This is a genomic window from Campylobacter concisus, assembly GCF_015230015.1.
Classification (GTDB): domain Bacteria; phylum Campylobacterota; class Campylobacteria; order Campylobacterales; family Campylobacteraceae; genus Campylobacter_A; species Campylobacter_A concisus_AF.
Window position 1 is genome coordinate 26,029 of record NZ_JAAKZC010000011.1, and the last position, 22,467, is coordinate 48,495.

21 protein-coding genes and 1 CRISPR repeat array are annotated in these 22,467 nt (G+C 35.0%); of the genes, 8 read left to right on the top strand and 13 right to left on the bottom strand.

Going from position 1 to position 22,467, the window contains the following annotated elements; all coding sequences use genetic code 11:
- Positions 1-184: 184 nt before the first annotated feature.
- A CRISPR array of direct repeats spans positions 185-1,646; the repeat unit is 37 nt; unit sequence GTTTCAATCCCCTTGATCGGGTCAAATTTGTTTAAAT.
- A 444-nt stretch (positions 1,647-2,090) separates the two neighbouring features.
- Positions 2,091-2,366 (bottom strand): CRISPR-associated endonuclease Cas2, encoded by a 276-nt coding sequence (cas2, locus tag G6W42_RS06910; RefSeq protein WP_087578414.1) that lies wholly within the window; start codon positions 2,364-2,366, stop codon positions 2,091-2,093.
- A complete protein-coding gene (gene cas1 / locus G6W42_RS06915; RefSeq protein ID WP_194173452.1) occupies positions 2,366-4,600 on the bottom strand; it encodes a CRISPR-associated endonuclease Cas1 in 2,235 nt (744 codons plus the stop codon). The genes cas2 and cas1 overlap by 1 nt, the downstream gene beginning before the upstream one ends.
- A gap of 421 nt (positions 4,601-5,021) precedes the next feature.
- On the opposite strand from cas1, the gene G6W42_RS06920 reads away from it, so the two are divergent.
- The 7 genes from G6W42_RS06920 to G6W42_RS06950 are packed head-to-tail and all read left to right on the top strand — an operon-like array spanning position 5,022 to position 10,512.
- Entirely contained in the window at positions 5,022-5,231 is a 210-nt protein-coding gene (locus tag G6W42_RS06920) for a hypothetical protein (protein ID WP_149718925.1), read from the top strand.
- Positions 5,212-6,048: a CRISPR system precrRNA processing endoribonuclease RAMP protein Cas6 gene (cas6, locus tag G6W42_RS06925; protein WP_194173453.1), complete on the top strand. Its 837-nt coding sequence runs from the start codon at positions 5,212-5,214 to the stop codon at positions 6,046-6,048. Before G6W42_RS06920 ends, cas6 begins: the two co-directional genes overlap by 20 nt.
- Positions 6,035-7,543: a type III-A CRISPR-associated protein Cas10/Csm1 gene (gene cas10 / locus G6W42_RS06930; protein ID WP_194173454.1), complete on the top strand. Its 1,509-nt coding sequence runs from the start codon at positions 6,035-6,037 to the stop codon at positions 7,541-7,543. The genes cas6 and cas10 overlap by 14 nt, the downstream gene beginning before the upstream one ends.
- Positions 7,540-7,950: a type III-A CRISPR-associated protein Csm2 gene (gene csm2 / locus G6W42_RS06935; protein ID WP_103641905.1), complete on the top strand. Its 411-nt coding sequence runs from the start codon at positions 7,540-7,542 to the stop codon at positions 7,948-7,950. Before cas10 ends, csm2 begins: the two co-directional genes overlap by 4 nt.
- 9 nt (positions 7,951-7,959) lie before the next feature.
- Positions 7,960-8,598, top strand: coding sequence for a type III-A CRISPR-associated RAMP protein Csm3 (csm3, locus tag G6W42_RS06940; RefSeq protein ID WP_103588909.1), 639 nt, complete (start codon positions 7,960-7,962; stop codon positions 8,596-8,598).
- Entirely contained in the window at positions 8,598-9,485 is an 888-nt protein-coding gene (gene csm4, locus G6W42_RS06945) for a type III-A CRISPR-associated RAMP protein Csm4 (RefSeq protein ID WP_194173455.1), read from the top strand. The genes csm3 and csm4 overlap by 1 nt, the downstream gene beginning before the upstream one ends.
- Positions 9,475-10,512, top strand: a complete 1,038-nt coding sequence (locus G6W42_RS06950; protein ID WP_194173456.1) for an RAMP superfamily CRISPR-associated protein — start codon at positions 9,475-9,477, stop codon at positions 10,510-10,512. The genes csm4 and G6W42_RS06950 overlap by 11 nt, the downstream gene beginning before the upstream one ends.
- Positions 10,513-10,948: 436 nt before the next feature.
- On the opposite strand, the gene G6W42_RS06955 is transcribed toward G6W42_RS06950, so the two are convergent.
- The 6 genes from G6W42_RS06955 to G6W42_RS06975 all read right to left on the bottom strand — a co-directional run bounded on the left by G6W42_RS06955 (position 10,949) and on the right by G6W42_RS06975 (position 16,139).
- Entirely contained in the window at positions 10,949-12,769 is a 1,821-nt protein-coding gene (locus G6W42_RS06955) for an aminotransferase (RefSeq protein WP_242042713.1), read from the bottom strand.
- 309 nt (positions 12,770-13,078) lie between these two features.
- The gene (locus tag G6W42_RS10560; RefSeq protein ID WP_242042714.1) at positions 13,079-13,399 is read right to left on the bottom strand and encodes a hypothetical protein; all 321 of its coding nucleotides are present in this window, start codon (positions 13,397-13,399) and stop codon (positions 13,079-13,081) included.
- Positions 13,389-13,751: a plasmid mobilization relaxosome protein MobC gene (mobC, locus tag G6W42_RS06960; protein ID WP_194173457.1), complete on the bottom strand. Its 363-nt coding sequence runs from the start codon at positions 13,749-13,751 to the stop codon at positions 13,389-13,391. Before mobC ends, G6W42_RS10560 begins: the two co-directional genes overlap by 11 nt.
- A gap of 152 nt (positions 13,752-13,903) precedes the next feature.
- Complete coding sequence (locus G6W42_RS06965) at positions 13,904-14,449, bottom strand: hypothetical protein (protein ID WP_194173458.1); 546 nt, start codon at positions 14,447-14,449, stop codon at positions 13,904-13,906.
- Positions 14,427-14,729 (bottom strand): hypothetical protein, encoded by a 303-nt coding sequence (locus G6W42_RS06970; protein ID WP_194173459.1) that lies wholly within the window; start codon positions 14,727-14,729, stop codon positions 14,427-14,429. Before G6W42_RS06970 ends, G6W42_RS06965 begins: the two co-directional genes overlap by 23 nt.
- Before the next feature lie 537 nt (positions 14,730-15,266).
- Positions 15,267-16,139: a WYL domain-containing protein gene (locus G6W42_RS06975; RefSeq protein ID WP_194173460.1), complete on the bottom strand. Its 873-nt coding sequence runs from the start codon at positions 16,137-16,139 to the stop codon at positions 15,267-15,269.
- Positions 16,140-16,244: 105 nt separating this feature from the next.
- Between G6W42_RS06975 and G6W42_RS06980 the strand changes: the two genes are divergently transcribed.
- The gene (locus G6W42_RS06980; protein WP_194173461.1) at positions 16,245-16,847 is read left to right on the top strand and encodes a hypothetical protein; all 603 of its coding nucleotides are present in this window, start codon (positions 16,245-16,247) and stop codon (positions 16,845-16,847) included.
- Here G6W42_RS06980 and G6W42_RS06985 read toward each other — a convergent pair.
- The 5 genes from G6W42_RS06985 to G6W42_RS07005 form a co-directional block, all read right to left on the bottom strand.
- Complete coding sequence (locus G6W42_RS06985; RefSeq protein ID WP_194173462.1) at positions 16,844-17,935, bottom strand: HP0729 family protein; 1,092 nt, start codon at positions 17,933-17,935, stop codon at positions 16,844-16,846. The two genes, G6W42_RS06980 and G6W42_RS06985, sit on opposite strands and share 4 nt — an antisense overlap.
- 63 nt (positions 17,936-17,998) lie before the next feature.
- Positions 17,999-18,388, bottom strand: a complete 390-nt coding sequence (locus G6W42_RS06990; RefSeq protein WP_103575582.1) for an SMI1/KNR4 family protein — start codon at positions 18,386-18,388, stop codon at positions 17,999-18,001.
- Between the two features lie 12 nt (positions 18,389-18,400).
- Positions 18,401-18,964 carry an HNH/ENDO VII family nuclease gene (locus G6W42_RS06995; RefSeq protein ID WP_103575581.1) on the bottom strand — a complete coding sequence of 188 codons (564 nt, stop codon included), beginning with the start codon at positions 18,962-18,964 and terminating at the stop codon, positions 18,401-18,403.
- On the bottom strand, positions 18,964-22,038 hold the full coding sequence (locus G6W42_RS07000; RefSeq protein WP_194173463.1) for an ATP-binding protein: 3,075 nt from the start codon (positions 22,036-22,038) through the stop codon (positions 18,964-18,966). Before G6W42_RS07000 ends, G6W42_RS06995 begins: the two co-directional genes overlap by 1 nt.
- Positions 22,039-22,053: 15 nt before the next feature.
- A complete protein-coding gene (locus G6W42_RS07005; RefSeq protein ID WP_194173464.1) occupies positions 22,054-22,467 on the bottom strand; it encodes a hypothetical protein in 414 nt (137 codons plus the stop codon).

Consider the following 22,467-nt stretch of genomic DNA (forward strand, 5'->3'; position numbering starts at 1 on the left):
TCATGGCTCGTTTTCGTAGCTTTTATTTATCTACGCAAATCACAAAAACCTATCTTTATTGTAGTTTTTCATAAATCTAAGCCAATCTGTTCTTATCCAAATTTATCCAATAAACGCATATAAGCACCACTCATTTATTTTTACAAATAACAATATAAGCCACTACCTAAAACTTTACCAAATTTCATTAGTCCCCTTGATCGGGTCAAATTTGTTTAAATTTTTATGCCCTATCGTGATTTTTCTAAGAGCAAGAAAATGGTTTCAATCCCCTTAATCGGGTCAAATTTGTTTAAATCTAAGCAAGAATGTCTAGAAGAAGGCGCAACTGAGTTTCAATCCCCTTAATCGGGTCAAATTTGTTTAAATAAGTGGACATTGCGAAAATGTCAAGTACATGACATTAGATGTTTCAATCCCCTTAATCGGGTCAAATTTGTTTAAATCCTATGTACATTAAGTACATCTTATTGACACTAGTGTTGTTTCAATCCCCTTTATCGGGTCAAATTTGTTTAAATAAAGGTATCGAACACTGCTACATTAAGGTACCTAGTGGTCGTTTCAATCCCCTTTATCGGGTCAAATTTGTTTAAATGGAGGTTAAGGAATTTAACCTCTCTTTCATGTCTTCAGGTGGTTTCAATCCCCTTGATCGGGTCAAATTTGTTTAAATGCCCAGGTGATTTTTTAATTAAAGGTAAAAACCAAATTGTTTCAATCCCCTTGATCGGGTCAAATTTGTTTAAATGAAATAGACGAGAGCGAAGCTGATTATTACAGTGTTTCAATCCCCTTGATCGGGTCAAATTTGTTTAAATTTTAAAAAATCTTCCTGATGATAAACAATATATAAAAAGTTTCAATCACCTTGATCGGGTCAAATTTGTTTAAATGAGTAAAATGAAAAAAATGAAAATTCAAATTTGCTAGACGTTTCAATCCCCTTGATCGGTTCAAATTTGTTTAAATAATTTTATTTTTTACAAGGAGATTACAATGTCTAATTTGTTTCAATCCCCTTGATCGGGTCAAATTTGTTTAAATTTAGCTTTTAGTGGAGATGTTCATGCTCACCCAACTCAGTTTCAATCCCCTTGATCGGGTCAAATTTGTTTAAATTCGAGGACATGGAGGAGATTGAAACAAAGTTGCTAGCTCGTTTCAATCCCCTTGATCGGGTCAAATTTGTTTAAATCCGCAGTTAAATTCTGCGGTAACGATGCGTCTGCATGTTTCAATCCCCTTGATCGGGTCAAATTTGTTTAAATGGGGCAATGGTATACATTGGGTGCCCAATCAACGTCTAGTTTCAATCCCCTTGATCGGGTCAAATTTGTTTAAATGCTCAAGGAACTGGTAAGGAAGCACTTATGAGTTTCTGTTTCAATCCCCTTGATCGGGTCAAATTTGTTTAAATATAATGATGTCAGAACCGAAGTTAGTGCACAAGGTGTTTCAATCCCCTTGATCGGGTCAAATTTGTTTAAATTTAATGAGGAGAATGCTAATTATTACAGTATGACACTCATGTTTCAATCCCCTTGATCGGGTCAAATTTGTTTAAATTTTGAAGAAGCTGAGGGCATTGAAAATAAGTTGCTAGCTCGTTTCAATCCCCTTGATCGGGTCAAATTTGTTTAAATAGCCTAAAAGACTATTTTTGCAAAGGAAAAATTAGCAAAATTATTTAAGAAACTGGCTTTAAAGATACCTAAAATTCGTGAAAATCTCAAAAAAGTTCGCAAATGTATAGGTATTTAAAAATACTAACTCCATAAAATTAACAATGATAAGTGAAAGAACCCATAAATTTAGGCATTTGTCATCTCAAAAAAGTTCGCAAATCTCTTTTCAAAATTTCAAATTTTATAGGTTTGCGAACTTTAAGCGGTATATAAGTTTCGCAAGGTCCTAAAATAGGCTATCCTAAACTTAGGCATAACTAAAAGTTCGCAAATGTATGAGAGATATTTTGAAAAAACTAGATTTGCGAACCTATTTCGTGAGATTTTAGCTAAAAAGGGTCAAATTTCAGCTAAAAAAGTTCGCAAATCAAAAATCCAAAAGAAATTTAAGAACAACATAAGCTAGACAAAGAGCTCTTGCATCTCAAAGATACCTTTTTTATCGCATAGCTCAAAGCTTTTTCCCACGCAGTTTTCGCATAGTCTGTAAAATCTAAGGCTATCTGTTTTGACATTTAGCAAAGCTTTGGCGGACTTTATCAGTTTTTTGAGCTTGGCTTCATTGAGCTCACACTCAAAGACGCTAAAATTTACGCGGTAGCCGATGCCTTCAAGGATGTCTGAGAGCTTTTTGCGATTTTTATCGCTTTGTATGTCGTAGGCTATTACAAATTTCATTAGAATTTCCCTACAAAAGGTCTATAGCTTTTGCTCTCGCCGTTTATAAAGCGAGCTAGGTCGTAGCACTCTTGCATGATTATGTTTTCGCATTTGCATGACTCCTTTTTCCACATAGTGTAGCTACCGAGTTTTTCTTTCATATTTTGCGCTATGAGCTTTTTAGAAGCGTCGGTGAGAAGTCCTTCTTTGTTTAGTGAGATGGGCTCATCTTTGTTTAGCATCGAGACTATGACTCTATCTACCATAAATGTCCTAAACTGCTCTATCATGTCAAAGACTAGGGTCGGCTTTGTGCTGTCAAGCGCATGTAAAAATGAGATATGTAGGCTAAGGCCTGCTAGATATAGGCACTCTTGAACCTTGGAGTAAAGTATGGCGTAGGCGTAATTTAGTGAGGAATTTACGATATCTTTGGCGCCAAATGTTATGCGTTTTTCAAATTCTAGCGGTAATATACTCTTTATGCCGTCCCAGTAAATAGCAGCAGCCGAGCCCTCAAATCCCATGAGCTCGTTTGTGTTTTTGACGTATTTTAGCTTTCTTTCTAGGATATTTTCTAGTTTTAGGATGTTTGGAGTTAGAAATTTATGGTATTTGTTTAGGTATTTTAGATAGTTGGTTTGGTTTCTTATCTTTGCCTCGACAAAAGATGTGGCGAGATATAGCTGGGCTGGTGTGTTGAGGAGCATGGCTTGTTTGTGTGCTGTCTGTGTAGAGGTGCTATTGTAGGCTAGTAAGGTAGCGTATGGGACGTAGTGCTTGTCTATGAAATCGATGTGGATCTTTTCTCTTGCGCAGCGCCATATCACTGCAGAAGATAGTGAGATATGCTCGCCATCAACGATGATGCGGGAAATTTTAGAGATGGGAAATTCTTTATAAATTTTGCCGTATTGCTTTATGGTAAATTTATTTTTGCTAAGGCCTAGATAGACACCTATTTGGTTGATATGAAGCGTAGAATCCGAGGCGATCTTGGTGGCGTAGAAATTTCTCTTTTGGTTTATCTTGCGGGGCTCGTTTTCGTAGCTTTTTTGAGATAGGTATTTGTCATAGCCTTTTGTTATGGCTAGTGTTATCTTGTCTTTTATCTCGTTTTGACCAAACAATACTCCAAAGTCGATCTTTTCAAGATAGAGGGTGAACTCTTTTTTTGAATTTATACTTTTGTTTTGTTTGTATAGGGCGATCTTTTGGGCTAAAGAGTCTATGAGGTGCTCTTTTATCTGCGTTATCTGCGGTGAGTTTGGCGGTATGATCTTTAGATAGTAATTTTTAAGCGTAAGCAAGATAGCGTTTATCTCATCGATATAGTCTATGAAATTTGACTTTTCTTTGCTTGCGGAGTGTAAATTTGAGATGATCTTTTGAATTTTGTCGTTATCTACGCAGCGGTTTTTACCAAAGAAACGAACGCCTAAGAAGACAAAACCGTCGTTTATGTTTACGACTTTTGTTTTTTCTTTGTTGAGAGATAAATTTAGTAGTTTTAAAAAGTCATCTAGCTTTTGCTCAAATTCTAAAGCTTCGTCTTGTTCTGCAAAGCATACGATAAAGTCATCTGCGTATCTTATAAATTTATCAGTAGTCTTGTTTATGAATCTATCCATTAAATCAAGATAGATGTTTGATAGCATTGGAGATAGTATATCGCCTTGGTTTACCCCGACTTTGTGCTCTTTAAAGTCGCGCTTTAAAAATCCACCGGTTTTTAAAAAGAGCGAGATAAGGTTTATGATCTTTGTGTCTTTTATATGTTTTTGTAAAATTTGCAGTAGCTTTAAGTGGTTTACCGACTCGAAAAAGTCTTTTACGTCGGCTTTTAATACCCAGCAGTCATTTTCGTTTATGAAGCTACTGGCTCTGTTTATGGCTTTGTAGGTGGATTTGTGTGGGCGGTAGGCGTAGGAATTTGATAAAAATGTCTCGTCGAAGTATGGACTAAGCTCTGAGTATAGGACTTTTTGAACTAGTTTGTCTTTTATAGAGGATATGCCTATGGGTCTTACGCCATTGCGATTTTCTTTTGGGATGTTTATCTTTCTTAGCGGCTCTGGTGTGTAGGTGCCATTTAATAATGAACGTATGAGATGGTCTACGTTTTCGTCGAAGTTCTTTTTAAAATCAGTATATGAGATCTCGTCTAAACCCAAAGAATTTGCATAAATTTCGTCAAATGCGGAGCTTAAAGTAGCTTTTGTAAATATGTGTTCTAGGTTTTTAGTAAACATTTTGAATTTACCTTTTTAAGTGTGGTATGGGTCGCCATATCCCCTGGAGCGGGTCAGAGTTGTTTAAATAATGACTTTAACGAGAGTATGTTTCACTACGATGCGTTTCAATCCCCTTGATCGGGTCAAATTTGTTTAAATGCTGACAGAGTGAGCCTCCTGCGAGTTGCAGGTTAAGTTTCAATCCCCTTAGTCAGGTCAAATTTAACAATGATAAGTAAAAGAACCTATTTTAAATATCTTTAAAATCACAAATTTTTGAAATTTTAGCCAAAAAGATGGAAATTTAAACTAAAAACAAGAGCGATGAAGGTATGCACAAATATATAAAAAATAATAATTTTTAAATAAAAATCTAAAAAATATAAACATTTGTCTTTAAATCATATATAATAAGATAATTTTAAAATTGAGCATTAAAGTGAATAATGAAACTAATATGATTTTGACCTTTTCTAGCGATATAAGGGCGACAAGAGATAGTCTTGACATGCTGATAAAACTACCAGAGCTTAATAAATTTATCCCCAAACTTAAAATAAATAGAAAAAATGCTCTAAAAAAGAGCATGGTGGGTGCGGTTTTAGACTATGTGAAGATAAGGAGTTTAGATGAGGTATGCCGAGCTTAGAGTGAAATTTGAGCCGTCACAAAAGCCGCCATTTTTTATCGGCTCGCAGGTGCGAGGAGCCTTTGGGTATGCGCTAAAAAGTGTAAGCTGTATAAATCACGCCCATAAGTGCGATGAGTGCTTTGCAAATGAGAGCTGTTTATACTACGACTTTTATGAGAAGAAAAATAGCTACCATAGATATAGGCTGGACTTTAAGTTAGGGGCTAAAGTGTATGACTTTGGCATAGTTTTACTAGAGAGTGCGTGTGAAAAACTACCATATATCGCCTCTGCGGCATATATGATGCTAAAGAGATATGGACTTGGTAAAGATAGGGTTAGGTATGAGAAATTTGATATGTTTGTAAATGGTGAGGCGTGCTTGGCGGAGGATAAAATAAGCCTGCCTAAAGAGTATATAAGAGAATTTAGCTTTGATGGTGACGTGGGCGATGTCAGGGTCAAATTTATAACTCCGCTTAGGATAAAAAAAGATAATGTTTTTTTAAAAAATGACAATATAAGTCTAAAAGAGATACTAAACTCCATTTACCAAAGAAGGCTTGGCCTCTTTGGACAAACTCACGAGGCGCTAGAGTGCGAGATAAGGGGCGAGATAACCAAAAAAGACCTAAAATACGTGGAGCTAACTAGGCGTAGCAATAGACAAAACACTACTATGAATTTTGGCGGCTTGACGGGGTCTTTAGAGATGAGGGGCGTTAGCAAAGAGTGTATGGAGCTACTAAAGCTAGGCGAGATAATAGGCGTAGGCAAGCAGACTGTTTTTGGACTAGGGAAAATAGAAACGGAGGATATAAATGAGCAAATTTAGCAGTTATTTTAATGATGAGTTTGTCTCTTTGGAGCAAGGATCTAAGAGCATAGATGAGATATTGCAAGATAGGATGTTTTTAATAGGCGGAGACTTTTACGGGATACAAAAATTTATATTTGACAACCTAGGCTCAAAAAACGCGGCTAAGGTACTAAGGGCAAAGTCTGCATTCTGCGAGCTTTTCATGATGGTCTTGGCTAAATTTATCTGCCAAAAACTGGGCATAGATGAAAAATGTATCTTATCATGCACGGCTGGTAAATTTGAGATACTATCCCCTAAATTTGATGAAGCTGCTTTTAAAGAGATAAAAGGCGTTATAAATGCTTATTTTATAAAAAATTTCTTTGGCGTTAGCGGTGTTAGCCTATCTTGCGTAGAGTGCGAAAGGGCTGACTTTACGGAGCCCAAGCGATATAAAGAGCTAAGGGATAAGATCAGCAAGGCTGTGGAGCTAGAGAAATTTAAAAAGTTAAATTTAAAAGAGCAAGAACCGGTGCTTTCATACGACAAGGGCATAACAAATCAAACTCTTTGCAGGATCTGCAATATAAGAAAGATAGCTCACGACAAAGATAAATGCGAAATTTGTGCCGCCTTTGTACGTCTTGGCGAAAAGCTAGCTGGCGATAGTAAGAAGATAAATAGCAAAGATATAGGCATAGACTTTATGGATGTAGATCTTGAGATAAGTGAAAATATAAGATCATACGTCGCTAAAAATGCGGGCAGCATAGTGGATTTTGAAGATCTGGCTAAAAAATCGCGCGGAGATAATGCGATCGCCGTGATAAAAGCTGACGTGGATAATATGGGAAATTTCATAAAACATAGCGATGTTACGCAAAACTTTGCAAATTTTGACACATTTTCAAAGGGGATAAATAATTTTTTCTCTTTATATGTGCCAAGAAAGATGAAAGAGAAATTTGAAAATAGCTACACGGTCTTTGCAGGAGGAGATGATCTGCTGATAGTTGGTAGCTACGATCAGATGATAGAGCTTGCTGTTTTTGTAAGGCAAGAGTTTATGAAATTTATAAAGGCAAAGGATCTAAGCATTTCTTTTGGCATCGTTTTAGCAAAACCATCTACGCCTATAAGCTTTCTTGCGCAAACTAGCGAAAAGTGGCTAGAGAGCTCAAAAGAGATGAGTGGAAAAGATGCGATCACTATCTTTGGAGAGACTGCTAAGTGGGATAGCTATCTAAATGTCAGAAGTCAAATTTTAGATGAATTTACTAAATTTAATATAGACAATACAGCGTTTTTATATAGGCTACTTGAGCTTTGCGAGATGAGCAAAAAAGTATGCGAGGATGTGAAAAATACGATGTGGAAGTCAAAGCTAAGCTATAGCTTTACTAGAAATATGCAAAGTGGTGGTGAGATGAACGAGCTACTTCTTATGCTAAATAATGTGATAGAAAACAATCCAAAGGAGAGTAAGATGGCTATTTGTGAATACATATATAAAAGGAGAGAACGATGAGTGGATACAATAGAAGTGGCGGTGGCAACTATAATGCCGGCAATAAACCGCAAGCTGACTTTTTACCGCCGATAGTTTTGGACTACAAGAAAAATCCAAATTTGTTTGACGAAACAGCAAAGAGCGTCGCTGATCTAGTCTCTGCTAGAACAAAAGCTACTCAGATAAGAGCATTTTATGACTATATAATCGAGCTAGAGCAAAAGTCAAATAGTGAAGACTTCAGCGAAGTTTTGCCATTTGTAAAGATGCTAAATTCAAAAGCGGCTTACTCTAAGTCAAGAAAATGCTCAAGTGATGAATTTGTCGAGATGATAAATAAATGTGTAGCTCAGGTAAAGACAAAAGATGATCTAAGGGTATTTAAACTCTTTTTTGAGGCCGTTATAGGCTTTGCTAAAAAATAAGGAGAGAATATGAAAATTTTAACTTTAAAGGGACAAATAGAGCTTTTAAGCGGACTTCATATAGGTGGCGGCGATGATACTATGAAGATAGGTGGCATAGACTCGCAGGTGATAAAAGATATAAACACAAGTAAGCCTTACATCCCTGGAAGCTCGCTAAAAGGTAAAATGAGAAGCTTGCTAGAGTGGAATAATAGGCTGGTTGGATATGGTGAAGGAGAAGTATTTAACTCTAAAATTTTAGAAAAAGTACCAGAGCCAGATAAAAAAGCGGCACAAAATTTACTAAAAATTTTTGGCGATAAAGAGAATAAATTTGGCATTACTAGGATAAGCGTTGGGGATTGTTTGTTGTCTAGCGAGAGTGAAGGGCTAAAACTAAGCGAAGCAAAATATGAAAACGTGATCAACAGAGAAAGTGGAACTGCCGAGCATCCTCGCCAGATCGAGCGTGTGCCAGCTGGAGTGAAATTTGACCTTGTTATTAGACTAAAAGTTTTTGATGAAAAAGAGCCTTATAATGACAATGAAAACGAGCTAAAAGAGATGGTTGAGAGCGGACTTAAGCTAATACAAAACGACTATCTAGGCGGTAGCGGCTCAAGAGGTTACGGAAGGGTTGAATTTACAAATTTAAGGTGGGAATAATGACACTTTATAAAACTACCATAACACCCAAGTCAAATTTCACAACGCCACTAAAGGGTGATACTTTGTTTGGACAAATTTGCTGGGCGATCAGATATAGGCTTGGAGAAGATAGGCTAAATGAGCTACTAAGTGACTATGACAAAAAGCCATTTTTGATAGTATCAGATGGCTTTGCTAGCGGATATCTGCCAAAGCCTAGCATGCCAAGTCATCTTTTGGGCGAAAATTTGGAGCTAAAAAAAGAAAATAGAAAGAAAATTTGGCTTAGCATGGAGGATCTGCAAAGCGGAAATTTCAAAAATGCTAAAACAAGTGGCGAGGCTGGCTATGAACTAACAAAGAATGCAACGATCAAAAACTCCATAAACTACCATACGTTTACGACCGATGAGAGCGGTAAATTTGCGCCTTATGCTTTAATGGAGATAAAATTTAGCAAGCAAGATATCTACTTTTTACTAGATGATAAATTTAAACTTGACGAACTAGAAAAAGCGCTTGAAGTTGTATCTAAAAGTGGATATGGTAAGAGAGCTAGCATAGGCAAAGGGGCATTTGAGTACAGAGCGTTTGAGAAGGTGTCCGTAAAAAAGAGCTCAAATGCCTTCATGACGCTTAGTCCAGTCGTGATAGATGATGAAAATTTAAAAGAATTTTACTATGAGCCATTTACTAGATTTGGCAAACATGGTGGAGGGCTTGCAAGTACAAATCCTTTTAAAAGCCCACTCCTAATGGCAGATAGCGGTAGCGTGGTGATATATGAAGAAATTTGCGAAAAAGAGTATATAGGAAAGGCTATAAGCGGACACTCTACAAACGCAAACACAGTGCACCAAGGATATAGCATACTAATAGCTACGGAGATAAAAAATGCACAATGAAACTAAAAATTATAAAATCAAACTAAAACCTATAAGTCCTATACATATAGGTACTGGAGAGGCCTATGAGCCCATGAATTACGTCATAGATAGAGACGCGGACGATAAATACTATATGTATGTTTTTGATGAATTTGAGTTTTTTAAAAAACTTGACGAGAAGTCTAAAGATGAATTTATGAAAATAGCCTCAGACACTACTGGTGATGGCATATTGAAGCTGCAAAAATTTATAAAAGAGAAGAGTTCTTTGGCAAAAAAGGTCTCTTACTACAAAATGCAGGCACTAAAAAACATCGCAGAAGACTATAATGACAAAATAGGCAAGGTAGTTCAAAGAGAAGGTGGTGGCAAAAAAGTCATAAACCAACTAGTGGTCGAAAAGACACTTATATCTCCAAATTTAAAAAAAGCCATAATCCCAGGAAGCTCACTAAAAGGCGCTATAGCTACAGCTTTTGGTGAAATGCTTTATAAAAAGAGTAAAAGCTATGATACAAAAGAGTATTTTGGTGATTTTCTAGTGGCTGATAGTGAGGTGATAGAGTCACATACTTTTGCTTCTGTTGCTACAAATATAAAAAGAAATAGGGCATCAAGAGACCAAAATGCAAGTCAAGGCATACCAGTAAGATATGAGGCAATAAATTCAAAAAGTGAATTTAAAACAACATTTACGATAAAAAATAATAAATTTGGCATAGACGAGCTAATAAAAGCTTGCAACTCTCACTATATGCCGATATTTGCCTCTCAGTTTAGCTATGAAACGGACGAATTTACACGCGAAGGACTATCTGATAAATTTATTGAGAAATACGAGCATTTAAAACTTACGGATAATCAATTTTTATTGAGAGTTGGAAAGCATAGTGGTGCAAGAGCCGTTACGGTAGATGGCGCGAGAAGGATAAAAATAATGAGAGGCAGGGGAAAACCATCTATCCAAGAGGAGGAGACCACAGCTTGGCTTATCAATAAACAGCCGTTTGGATGGCTACTTTGTGAAATTTTAGAAGAGGATTGATCTTTTAAAAACAATGCAACCTAGTTTTTAATGCAGTTGGAACTAAAAAATTTTGAGTAGAGTTATATCTACTTTCTCAAAAAGAGTTAAACCATAGCGATGAAAATTTGATAGATATTTTAAGTGATGATATAGACCATCGATAAGCTCAGAGAAACAAAATATCTCTGATTTGGTCTATATTTTAACAACGCTCTAAAAAGGCTCATAAAGATACCTAAAAATTTTTGCCACTGGCACAGACGTGCTGGCACATCTGCTGCAATTTTCATCAGTGCAAGAGTTTGAAAAGTCTTCATGCAAAGGTGTTATTACACTGAAGACAGGGCTGTAAAACTAGATGATGATATGTTTGCTTTGCCATGGTTTTATGGATTAGAGACAGCTAAGAAGATGCAATGCTAATAATTTGGCTTCTATAACAGCTCATAATAGTCTACATCTCCAAACCATCATATCCTGACTTTACATTTTGCTCTATAGCTTTTATCTCACTTGATTGTTGTGTTGATTGCTCGATTCCAAAGTTCTTATCAAGTCCTTGATCGTATAGCTCTTGCTTTGTTATTTTTAGTGAGCCAAACGATATATGATCATTTGCTAGAGATATCTTATCTGTTTTATAACGCTCCTTTAGCTTATTAAAGCCTTGCATATCTTGCCAATCTTTCATATATGTTTTTATATTATAAATTAAGCCTTTATAGTTAATCTTAGCTATATCCGATAGATATTTTTTAAAGTTTTCAGTTCTATTTATAAAAGCTAAATAGTATCTATTTATATCTAGATGGTCATCGATAACTTTTACGAATCCTTCATATTCATTTTGTTTAAGTCCTATCTTTTTAATGACGTCATCATTAAAAAGCCCAGTTTTTATCTTTCTGGCTGCCTCATAAAATTTATCTCTAATGTAGATATATGGAGTATAGTGTCTATTTTGGCTAAAAGAATAGGCTGTATTTTCTTCTGACAAGTATAGATATCTGCCGCTATTGCCAGAAAGTATTTGATGATTTTTATATTTTTTAAACACAGTGCTCTCGTCAAAGTATTCTATTAACTCTTTTATTGGAATCTTTGATGAAATAGCTTGGTAGCTTGCTCTTTTAATATGCAAGTTGTTATCTTTTGGCTCACAGCTAAGCTCATATTTTCTTAGATTTTGTAAAACTTCATATATGGCTTTAATATCCATATTATTAATATCTGTTTTTAGGCTGGCATCTTCAATGGCTCTTGTATTATCAAAAGTTTTTCCACTAATGCTTACAAGTTCAGATCCTGGCACTGGAGTGTAGTGAAATTTACTAGGATGTAAGCTGGAGTTATTTACTATGTTATATAATCCAAGCTCTCTTGTTATCTCTTTTATGTATTCATCATATTCATTTAAGCTTGGAGCCCTTGTTGTGGGTATGATGAGTTTAAATTTCTCTACTTTTGTATCTGGCGCTTGATAGGTGGTTGGGTATATGAAGCCTTTTATCCCTTTGCTTTGCAGTAAATTTTGAGCATCATTTGCAGTAAATTTAGAGTTATCTATATCATATATAAGCGTAGGAGTTATGCTATCAATACTGCTATCTTCTTCGTTTTTATCTTTAAAACTTGCCACTGATATAGCTGAATAGTTTTTAAGTATTGATTTTAGATTGTATGGCTCTATTTGTATCGTTTCCCAGCTATTTAGCACTTGAGCTTTTGGATCTTTATTTGGCGTACTAAAGTCACTGCTTACACTTAATGTTATTTTTGGCTCATTTTTATTGGCTTGAAGCTCTATAAGCATTTGCTCTAGCTCATTAACTACGTGAAATAACGCTCCTTTTCTGCCATTATAGACTATCTTACACATTAGATCAGTTAGATTATAAGTTCCTTTAAACCCATCCACTCTTACTTTATATTTGTCATTTACCATTTCAGGTTTTGCGGTGATGTTAAATTTTGCATTGATCATAGGCAAAAATTCTCTTATATCCACTGCATTAAGCCTCTTTGCTCTATCATAATAGTCTTTTTTGAAACTCTCATCTTCTTCTATCATTCTTAATAGATAATCAGTTGTAGAATTTCTAGCATCAGCTAGTAACTCTTCAACACTTATATTTTGCTCTTTTGTATTGGCTTTTGGCTCGATCACCACATTTGTTTCTATCTTCATCTGTGTATCTTTTTCTTTGCCTTTCTTAACCTTTTGTGCTGCACTTTTAAAGCTTTCATATTGCTTTTTTAGTTGGTCTTCATCCATGCTTAAAGGCTCTATATTATTCAATCCATACTTGTTAGATAAGATGTCATTAACTACTCTTTTAAATTTCTCTGCTGATTTAGCCATAATAGCTTTTACTTGTTGCTTGGATGCACCTTTTGTATATATTACTCCACCAGTTTTTACGCTATGAGTAAATTTCATATTTTCAAAAGAGACTATCAGATGAATATGAGGCTCTCTTTTTAGCGGTTCACCATTTTTATGTTTTTTATTTAATACTCTGTTTTCTAGCGCCCCTTCTGGACGAGGAATATATGGCTCTTCTTTGATTATAGGCAGATGAGCTTAAGCATAAAAAAGTAGCTCATCTATGTCGTGATTTGGGAAAGTTAGCCTTAAAAAGTCCATTATAAACTCATCTATATTGCCACTTTCATATAGTCTGCTCCACTCCTCTGAAGTAAATGACAAGGATATATGATAGTAGTTATGTTTCTTATTCTTTTTCTTGCTCTGGTGCCTTTCAGACATCTCGATAAGATCTAAATTTCCAGCCAGTGGCAATCTATCATCTTTTTCATCTCTAGTTAGCTTTGAATCTCTTTTCTTACCAGTTTTTAAATAATCAGCTACGCCTTTTTCTCCCTTTGAGATCTTAACTATCATAGCTACTCCTTATTAGGCTTAAAATTTCAGTTAGGACTGATTGAATTTTGTACAAATCTTCTTGTGCTCGTAGTATCACTTCTAAAGCTATATTACCACTAGTCTTATAAGCTATATTTAGTCTCTTTGCTATTTGATTAATGTTATTAAAAGGTCTAGCAAAATATGTAATGATTGCCGAATCTAGCTCTTTCTTCTTTATAGATTCAGAATTTACAGTGCCATTATCTATAAGATAGGAAATGATTTCTGATCTTGACATATCTAACTCTAGAGCTATTTTAGATAGCTTATCGTATTGTTGATAAGTGATCCTTGCGGAGAGCACCTTATCCTTGACATTTTTTGACATATGATATCCTTTCATAAAATGTGATAGCGAGATGAAGCGTTTTAACGCTTCTTATATCTCGCATTGTAGACCTCGGCAGAGCAAGATTATACAAGGTATGAAAACGAAGTGTCATACATTGTATGTGTCTTGCTATTAGAAAAATTTGCTTACTACCAAATATTGCTGTCACCATTTTTGTTTAGCCATTTAGTAAAATCTTCACTAGCTTTTTGGCTATCTTGGTTGTAGATATGGATGATAAAGTCTTTAAGACTAGACACATCATAAAGTGCCTTATCTAGATTGCTTTGTAGTGCAGATTTGGTTTCATTAGTCTTATGACTATCATAAAACAAGTAGCCAAAAAAGAAGATTGCTTCTATAAATACAAAGGCAATTAATGCAGATACTATCTTCTTCATCAAAGAGCTAAAAGATGAGTTGATCTTCGATATAGTTTTGTCTGCACCTTTTAGAGTATTTTTAAAGTTGTTTTGAATCTCTTTTGTTGCACTTATAAGTTCGGCACTTCCTTGCTTTATTAGCTCTATTTTTTCTTTAAAATCTCCATTAAAACTATCCGCAGTTTTATTAAAAAGCTCAATATTATTTCTAATATTTTCACTAGCCTTATTGCCCATTTCGATATGCTCTTGTAGAGCAATTACGGCATTTGCCGCAACTGCTGTATCGCTACTCTTGATTGTTAGTGCCATTGCTTAGCTCCTCACTTTCTTTTTTGTCTTCTTTGGGTACGAGAATATGACATGCATCAGAGGGTTGATTGGCATTTGTTGCCTCATACTCTTTCCTCCATTTGGAAAACTCCTTATTTGATAGCTTTACGCTAAAACTTTTTTCGATTAGTAACTTGCACTCTTTGAGTGTTGCTTGTTGTGGAAACAAGACCTCAATACATGCTTGTTTAATCTCCTCTTTTTTCTCGTTTTTTCTAATGACTTTTAAGTCCTTTAAAAGTGTTCTTTTGGTAGCCATATTTTTCTCCTATAGCTTTTTAAATTTTACAAAGACAGCAATAGCTATCTCACCAAATGGGCATACCTATAGTGTGCCTTTTATTTCGATATGGTAGTTACTTATAAGGTTTTTTATTTAAGAAGTTTGAAAGTAGATAACGATTACAATAGAAGTCCCAACAATATCGTAAGGGTTATCTTTTTCAAACACTTAAAAGAAATCCTTACTCTTAATTGATTTTAGTCATCTTAACCTCCTTTAAGTTAAAATTTTTTAAATTTGCGTGTATTATAAGATATTTTGGTGGCTAGGTTGTTTAAAGTGGTAAATAATTTTTGACTTTTATTTCAGAAGCACGATATATCAGGGTATTTCTAGTTCTATAACATAGTAATACTTATAAATTACTTAATGCTAGTATCTATATTAGAAATCGAAACAAATATCTTAAAATTATAGACCATGAATGACCTTATTTTTAATCAGAAAGATAAAAATGTTTTATTAATAACATGTATTTCTTTAAAAAGATAAACGAAAAATATTACATAATTATCAACTGCATTCTAGATACTCTTCAAGCAATTTCTCAAATTTCACCCTTAGATATTCAGGCTCTTTTATCTTGATAAATGGCAACCAGTATTTGACCACGCGCAGGACCTCATCGTCATAGGCTACCTCTGTGCTTAGGATGATCCTATCTTTATCCTCGCTTATTATTTTAAAATTTGGCAAGAATTTCTTTCTTTTAAAGTAGCTCATGGCCTCACTTTTTATCTCCAGAATTACTTCAAATTTTACGTCCGAAAACCAGTTTGTATCGTTTTGCTTTATTCGGTTTGTAAATTCTTCATTTGGCTCAAACGTACTATCTTTTATCTTTACATTTTCAAGCTTTGAAAGAGTGAAATTTTTAAGCTTGCCACTATCATCTGCCAGCAGATACCAGATGCCGTTATTGTTTATCAGTTTATATGGTTTTAGAGATCTAAATTTGGCGTTATAGGAGCACTCAACTATCTTATTTTTAATGATAGCAGCGCTTATCGCTTCAAACTCTTCTCTTGAGATTTGCAGGTCTTCAAAGCCTTGATTTTTGATGAGATAGGCCTTGTTTAGCTTCTCATTTAAGATATCGCTTATAAATTTATCGTCTAGATCTGGAAACAAGGACTTCACTCCACTAAGTATGGCAAATGCCTGGATATCTTTATAGCTAAGCTTGCCAAGTGCGTAATCAGCCAAAAAATATTTGCCATTTGCTTTTTCTATGGGCAGTATATTTAGCCGCTCAAAGTCCCTTAGAATGGTTCTTTTATTGACACTAAATTCCTCTGTGAGCTCATCTATGCTAAGTTTTACTCCGTCATTTAGCTTTATTAAAATTTGAGCGAGCCTAAAGGCTATCTTGTCGTGAGAGTGCACCTTAAATCCTTTTAAAATTTTTGCTATTTTATCCTAAAAGCAGATCGCGACACAACCTGTCAGAGTAATGGTGTAAATTTTTGTCAAATTTAAAAAGGAGAGGATATGAGCTTAGCCGAGATCATAGATCAAGCAACAAGTAATGTAAAAATAAATGAGGCAGATAGAAATAAAGTGCGCTACTACAAAGAGAGGTTTAGTGCATTTGAAAAGATAATAAATGATGAAAATCATCATATAAATGAGCTAAAGCTTTCAAATTTTCAAGGTTTTACTTCGTATGAGCAAAATTTAAAAGATATAGACAAAGACCTAGTTGATATAGCTAGTAGTGCTATGTTTATAAAAGAGTTTAATGGCCACTCTGCGAGCATAGGGTTAGACATATCCGACATTAAAAGCACTATGGCTAATAATGGCATGCCAGCGATCGTTAGAGGCATTTCTAGTGGGCAAAATGCTATCCAAAATGCTACTAAACAAGCCATGCAAAAACTTTTTTCATCAGATGTATCGGTTAGATCTGTGGTAGCTTGGTTTGAGATAGAGGAGAGTATGGAATTTTCAGATTTAACAGAGGCTATAAATATCATAGAACAGCATCTTGAGCCAGATAGTGACATAGTCTTTGGAACTACAAGTGATGTTAAAAACACATGCACTGCCAAAATAACCATACTTGCTATGATCTCAAGAGGCGTAGGCTAAATTTTATTTGCCTCAGCTCTAGCTTTTATTAGTTTAGCTAGTACGCTGCCTTCTCCTACACCTATTATCTTAGCTCTTAGTTTTGTCACGTCTGCATGACTAGGAGCCTTGGCGTGGACTGTTTCATTTCTCAAGTCCTGGAGTGATGTTATGACTTTTGGTAGGGTTTTAGTTACATAGGCTTGAAGCACATTTTCCTCTAGTGCGTCTTGGACAAGATAGTTTTTAAAAAGAAATTTATAGGTTCCTAAATTCGGTTTATTGTTAAACATATCAGCAACCGTAAATTTAGACCCTTGAACTTCATAGGCTATCTTTAGAATGGCTGGGTTTTTATCTGTGAGCTTTTTTAAAAGCGCTTTGGCAAAAGCATAAATTTCTTGCTCCATAGTCTTTGAGTATTTGACTACGACCGAGCTAAAGTCATAGAGTGGGTTAGAGATGTTGTCAAGATACTCTATCTCGGCTGAGATGATATTTTCTATGCTGTCTGGATGCATTAGATTTATCAAATTTTGCCCAAAGCAGTAGCGTGTCAAATTTTTCTTGATCTCTAAAAACTCATCACTCTTATAAACATCAGGATAGAATTTGCTCTCGTCATCAAAATAGCTCATGCCTTGTTTAGTATCTATAATGAGTGGATAGACGTAGGCGTTGCCATAGACTGCGTATGTGTGACCATTTACCGTGAAATTTGCTAGGTAGTTATCTCTAACACACTCAAAGTCGTTTCTAGCTAGCTCCATTATGTCACTTATCACAAACCACTTCTCTACATCTAATCCTTTCTCTTTATAATAGCTCGGTGCGATCTCGCTCATATCATCGCTTGTGATAGAGGTGACCTTTGCTACAAATAAATTTGAATAGTCAGTTAAAAAGAGCTGCAAAAATTTGGCATCGACGCTTGAGCTTAACTCTTGAGCAAACTGCTCTATTTGCTCCTCAAAAGGATTTATCATATCTCGTCGAATGCTCTTTATCTTGCCAAAGGCAACCTTGCCCTTGTCATTTAAAATTTTAAGATGCTGCTCGATAACATCGCTTTGGTAGTATGGATTGTAGAGGATTAATACATTATTCATCAATTAAAGTCTTATATAAAAATTATTGCGTTATAAACTAAAATCATAACGCAATATAAAAATCTATCTATTTAAAAGATAATCAGCCAAGCTATTATATATTTTTTTAGGCTTAGTATTTGGAGATATTTCAAATACCTCACCTCTTTCGTTTTGCAGTATTAAAATACCGTCTATACCTAAATTTTCTACCACATACATATCGTTTGGAAAATTTTTGTTTAGCTCTCTTTCCTCCAGTGTAACGCTAGCTGCATCTAGCCTTTTACTATTGCATACCCCGCAAAGCTCAAGCCCATATGCCGATATGGCTCCATATTCTTTTGCATACTCTTTAAATTCATCGGCAAATTTTATGCCAACTAAACTTTCAGCTTCTAATATTTGAGTCTCATTTGCCCCACCTAAGGATCTTAAGTCTTTAAGATTTTTTACTATTTCTAATATGTTCATTATTTTTCCTTTTTACGCATTATCTGAACGACTTTTCCAGTGTTCAGTTCTTTGAGTAGCAAATACCTCTCTATCTATTTCACTATCTTTGTTTTTATCATGAAGTATAGCATCGTTTCCTTTGCCTCTATGTTCTTCCCGCTTGAGTTCCGCCAATGGAGCATCGGACTTCTGGCCAATATGATGAAGCTCTATAGGCTTGCCGTCTTTATCAAGAGGTGCCTTGCCTTCTTGCATGCGTTCTTTATTGGTTCTACCAAATTCATCTTTTTGATCCATATCTATATCATTTCTTATTAGGCATTTTTGACCATTTACTTCCGCCTCTATGAGCCCTGCATTTTTATATATCTCAGCCTCTTCTTGTGAGCCTATGGCATCTATTATTTCATCAGACCAACCAGTCTCTGCCTTTAGCTGTTCTTTATATTCATCTGTCATAGGAGTTAGTTTATCTCTTTGGCTAACTAACGGCTTATCTATATCTACACTTTTATCTACCTCCACATTTTTTAAAATATCAGGTTTTGTCACCTCTTTACCTATGTCTTTTAACGCCAATGCTTCCACTGCCATTATAAGCCTCCTTTTCTTATAAATTCATTCCAAACATAAGGCAAATCATTTAGTTCTCTGTTCCTTAAACCTATTTCATTTATCACGCATTGAAGTATTAGTGTTTGATAAGCTTCTAATTCACTATCTAAACATAAATTTGTAGCGATAGCTTCAGATAAATTACTAATATCCTTAGTCTCATACGCAGCTTCTCTTACTGCCTCGCTTGCGTTTTTAAACAACTCGGTTATGATAGTTCGCACGCCTTTAAGGTCTTTTGGCGGCTTGTTCTCTTTTGCCAAAGTTAAAATCTTAGCTTTAATACTTGATCTAAGAGGAGAGGTAAGCACCTTGCCCCACAGATGACTCAAGTCAAATTCAGCTCTTTTGTCTACAAAATTAGACAAAAGAGCTTTAATGAGTTCGTTTTTTAACTCGTTGTCAATTCCGCTTGAGTATTTTAAGCTTTCTGGTTTTTGAAATTTTATTTCATTGGCTTCAAATTTATCTACCTTACATAGTACTGCTTCTATCCAGTCGTTTTGATAAACAGCTGCTACGCCTTTTGGAAATTTTACTATATCGACTATTTGCTCATCGGTTAAGCCAGCTGCTTTGCCTATTAGTTCTCTATCGTTAAAATCTGGCGTTCTCATAATGATCTTTGTGTTTGTATTGCGAATTACTGACATATCAAGCAGTCCTGGGGATTGATCAGCTATGATAAAACCTTGCCCATATGTTCTCATTTCAGCTATTGAGTTTGCAAGCATTTCAACCGATTTACCAAGTAGATTAGAACTTTCGGACGATTGTTCTGTAGACGTTCGTTTGAGTAAGTTATGTGCCTCTTCTAAAACGCAGATGTGCTTTAATTCAGAATTTATATCTCCCTTGGCTATTCTATATTCGCTTAGCTTCATTACCAATATACCCATTATCAGAGCTTTAGTTTCCATTGAGCCAACTCTGCTTAGATCAACTATGACATTTTCGTCAAAAAGCCTATCGTCGCTTATATCATCACTTGAAAAAATGAGCCCATTAAGTCCATTTGTAAGGCTTTCGAGCCTGGTTACCAACGCGCCTTTATAATTGCCTTTATTTTCATCCGAGTATTCTGAGGCATTGATAATTTCAATGACATTTTGCATAACATCCATAAAGTTTGGAAAAAGCTCTTTGTCTATCTTGTTTTCGGATAATGATAAATCCCAGCCAGCATTTTCATATGACTTTTCAATGGCTTTTTTAAGCACGGCAGGCATTGCCGCATACATAGGCCAGCATACGTTAAATATCTCCACAAGCCTATCAAGATGCTCTAATATATGTATTTCTGAAGTAAATTTAAAAGGATTTATGCGCAAGAGCGGAGTTAAATTAGGATTCGTCCCATATACGCTTACGCCTTTATCATTTCCAAATACATGTTTATACTCACCTTTTGCGGACTCTATAACTAAAAATTTAACGTTTTTTTCTCTTGCTTCGTCTAGTATTTTATAGATTGTGTTTGATTTGCCACTTCCTGTTGATCCAGTTATAAAAGTATGTCCACTAAGGCTATTTAAATCCAAATTTACGAGGCTTTCATAGCTTTTACCCATATGATAAATTTGACCAAGTTTTATATTTCTAGTATTTTTTGTTTCGCTTATTACTTCTCTGCCAAAGCTTGCTAAATTTTTTACACCAAAGCCAGCTACGCTTCTTTCCGGAAATCCTGCATGAATAGCAAGCTCTTTACTAGTTACCAAAGATGAGCTTTGCACCTCTTTGCCTTCAAAATTTATCAAGGGGTGACAAAGCTTTCTTATGTATTCTTTGGCATTTATTAAATTCTCGTCTCTCCAAGTCGTTATAGATGAGCTTTCGATACCAGAATTCTCACCTCTTATTATAGATTGATACGAGGCGGCTACGGTCTTTGAGTCTATCTCGTTATCAGCTATGGCGTATGCTGCTACGTTCCACATACCCACATCATTTGCAGCTTGTAAGCGCTCTAGTTGCAAGTCTATCTTCTTTAGAATTTCGCTTATAGCCTTGTTTTCAAATTTTATTTGTATAGATTTTGAAGTTCCTTTTGTTTCTGAATCTGAAAAGCCATTTGTGTCTGAAACAGTATTAGTTTCGCCAGTAGTTTTAGTTTTGCTTTCTGTTTGACTATAGCTTTCACTAGTGTTAGTGCTAACCGATTTGTTAACGCCAAAAAAACCAATGCCTAAATTCCCACCAGAAGTTTCCGAATTACTTACTGACGTAGTATCTGTTGTGCTTAAGGTATTTGCTATACTAGTATTTATAGCCTCAGATATGCTTTGAGAGTAGCTTTGCGTCACACTTTTGCTTTCATTTTCTCCAAAAGTTAGGTCAGTAGTTTCAAAAGGTTTTATAGCCGAATATAAATTCTCATAATTTCTTTGTAAATTTAAAAGATTGTTATTTGAAATAGGATCAGCTACTATCATTAGCGTATATTGTTCGCCATGCATAGCATCTGCCACTCGTTCTATACCCTGGATAAATCTATATTCCGCTGATTTTTCCGCCCTTAATCCTGCTATTCCAGTTATAGCTGATACACTTTTTTGAGTATTCTCATTTTTGCCTCTTTCAAAAATATTTGCTTCAAGCTCGACTAAGTCTTTTTTATTTAGCACTATGGCATTTTTGTCTTTCATGTTTTCATATTGACTAAAAACAATACCAGGAAAATTTCCATTTAAACTCTTATAAAGAAGCTCAGAAGCCTGGCTGGGATTTCTGTCAAAGCTTTTTACACCGATGTAATAATCTATCTTTTCTTTGTTACTATTTATTATAAACACCAAAGAAGCATTTACTGATGCTACAGACTGAAATACACTTACAAGCTTGTCTCTTGTGTCTTCACTTTTATCAAATACAAATTGTTCAAGTTTATAAAAACGCGAAATTTTATTTATTTCGGAACTACTTATATTGTTCCTAGCTTGCACTATAGGATAATCATTTAAAACTGTAAGATATTTTTTATTTACTATATTATCAGCTATATTTAGAGCTTGCAAAAGATCTGTTTCTTTATATTTAACCAAATTTTCCATTTATTTTCTCCTATTTTAAAAAAAGAATATTAATGCTATCACTACAGCAATAGTGCCAGCTGCTACATAAATCAGAGTATTATCTTTTTTCTTATGTTCTATCTTGCCTTGTTTTTGATCCTTTTTGGTAAATAAATGGTCTGACATTTTCATAAGCAAAGTAATCCGTTCTTTTGAAAAATTGTTTTCTATCTTTCCTACTTGCCTTGCATAGTAGTTTGCATCCCATTTTTTTACATCATCTAAAAGTAATTCTCCATCGTGGTCTACAAAAAGACTATCTTTATTTATGCCATTAGATAGACAATAATCCAAATATTCTGTTATATCTTTTGAACTTGATCTCCTTGAAAATATAACAAAAAATATACTTCTTATCTCGCCTATATTTTTATTTTTTACACTTTCTTTAAAACTATTTGAAACCAT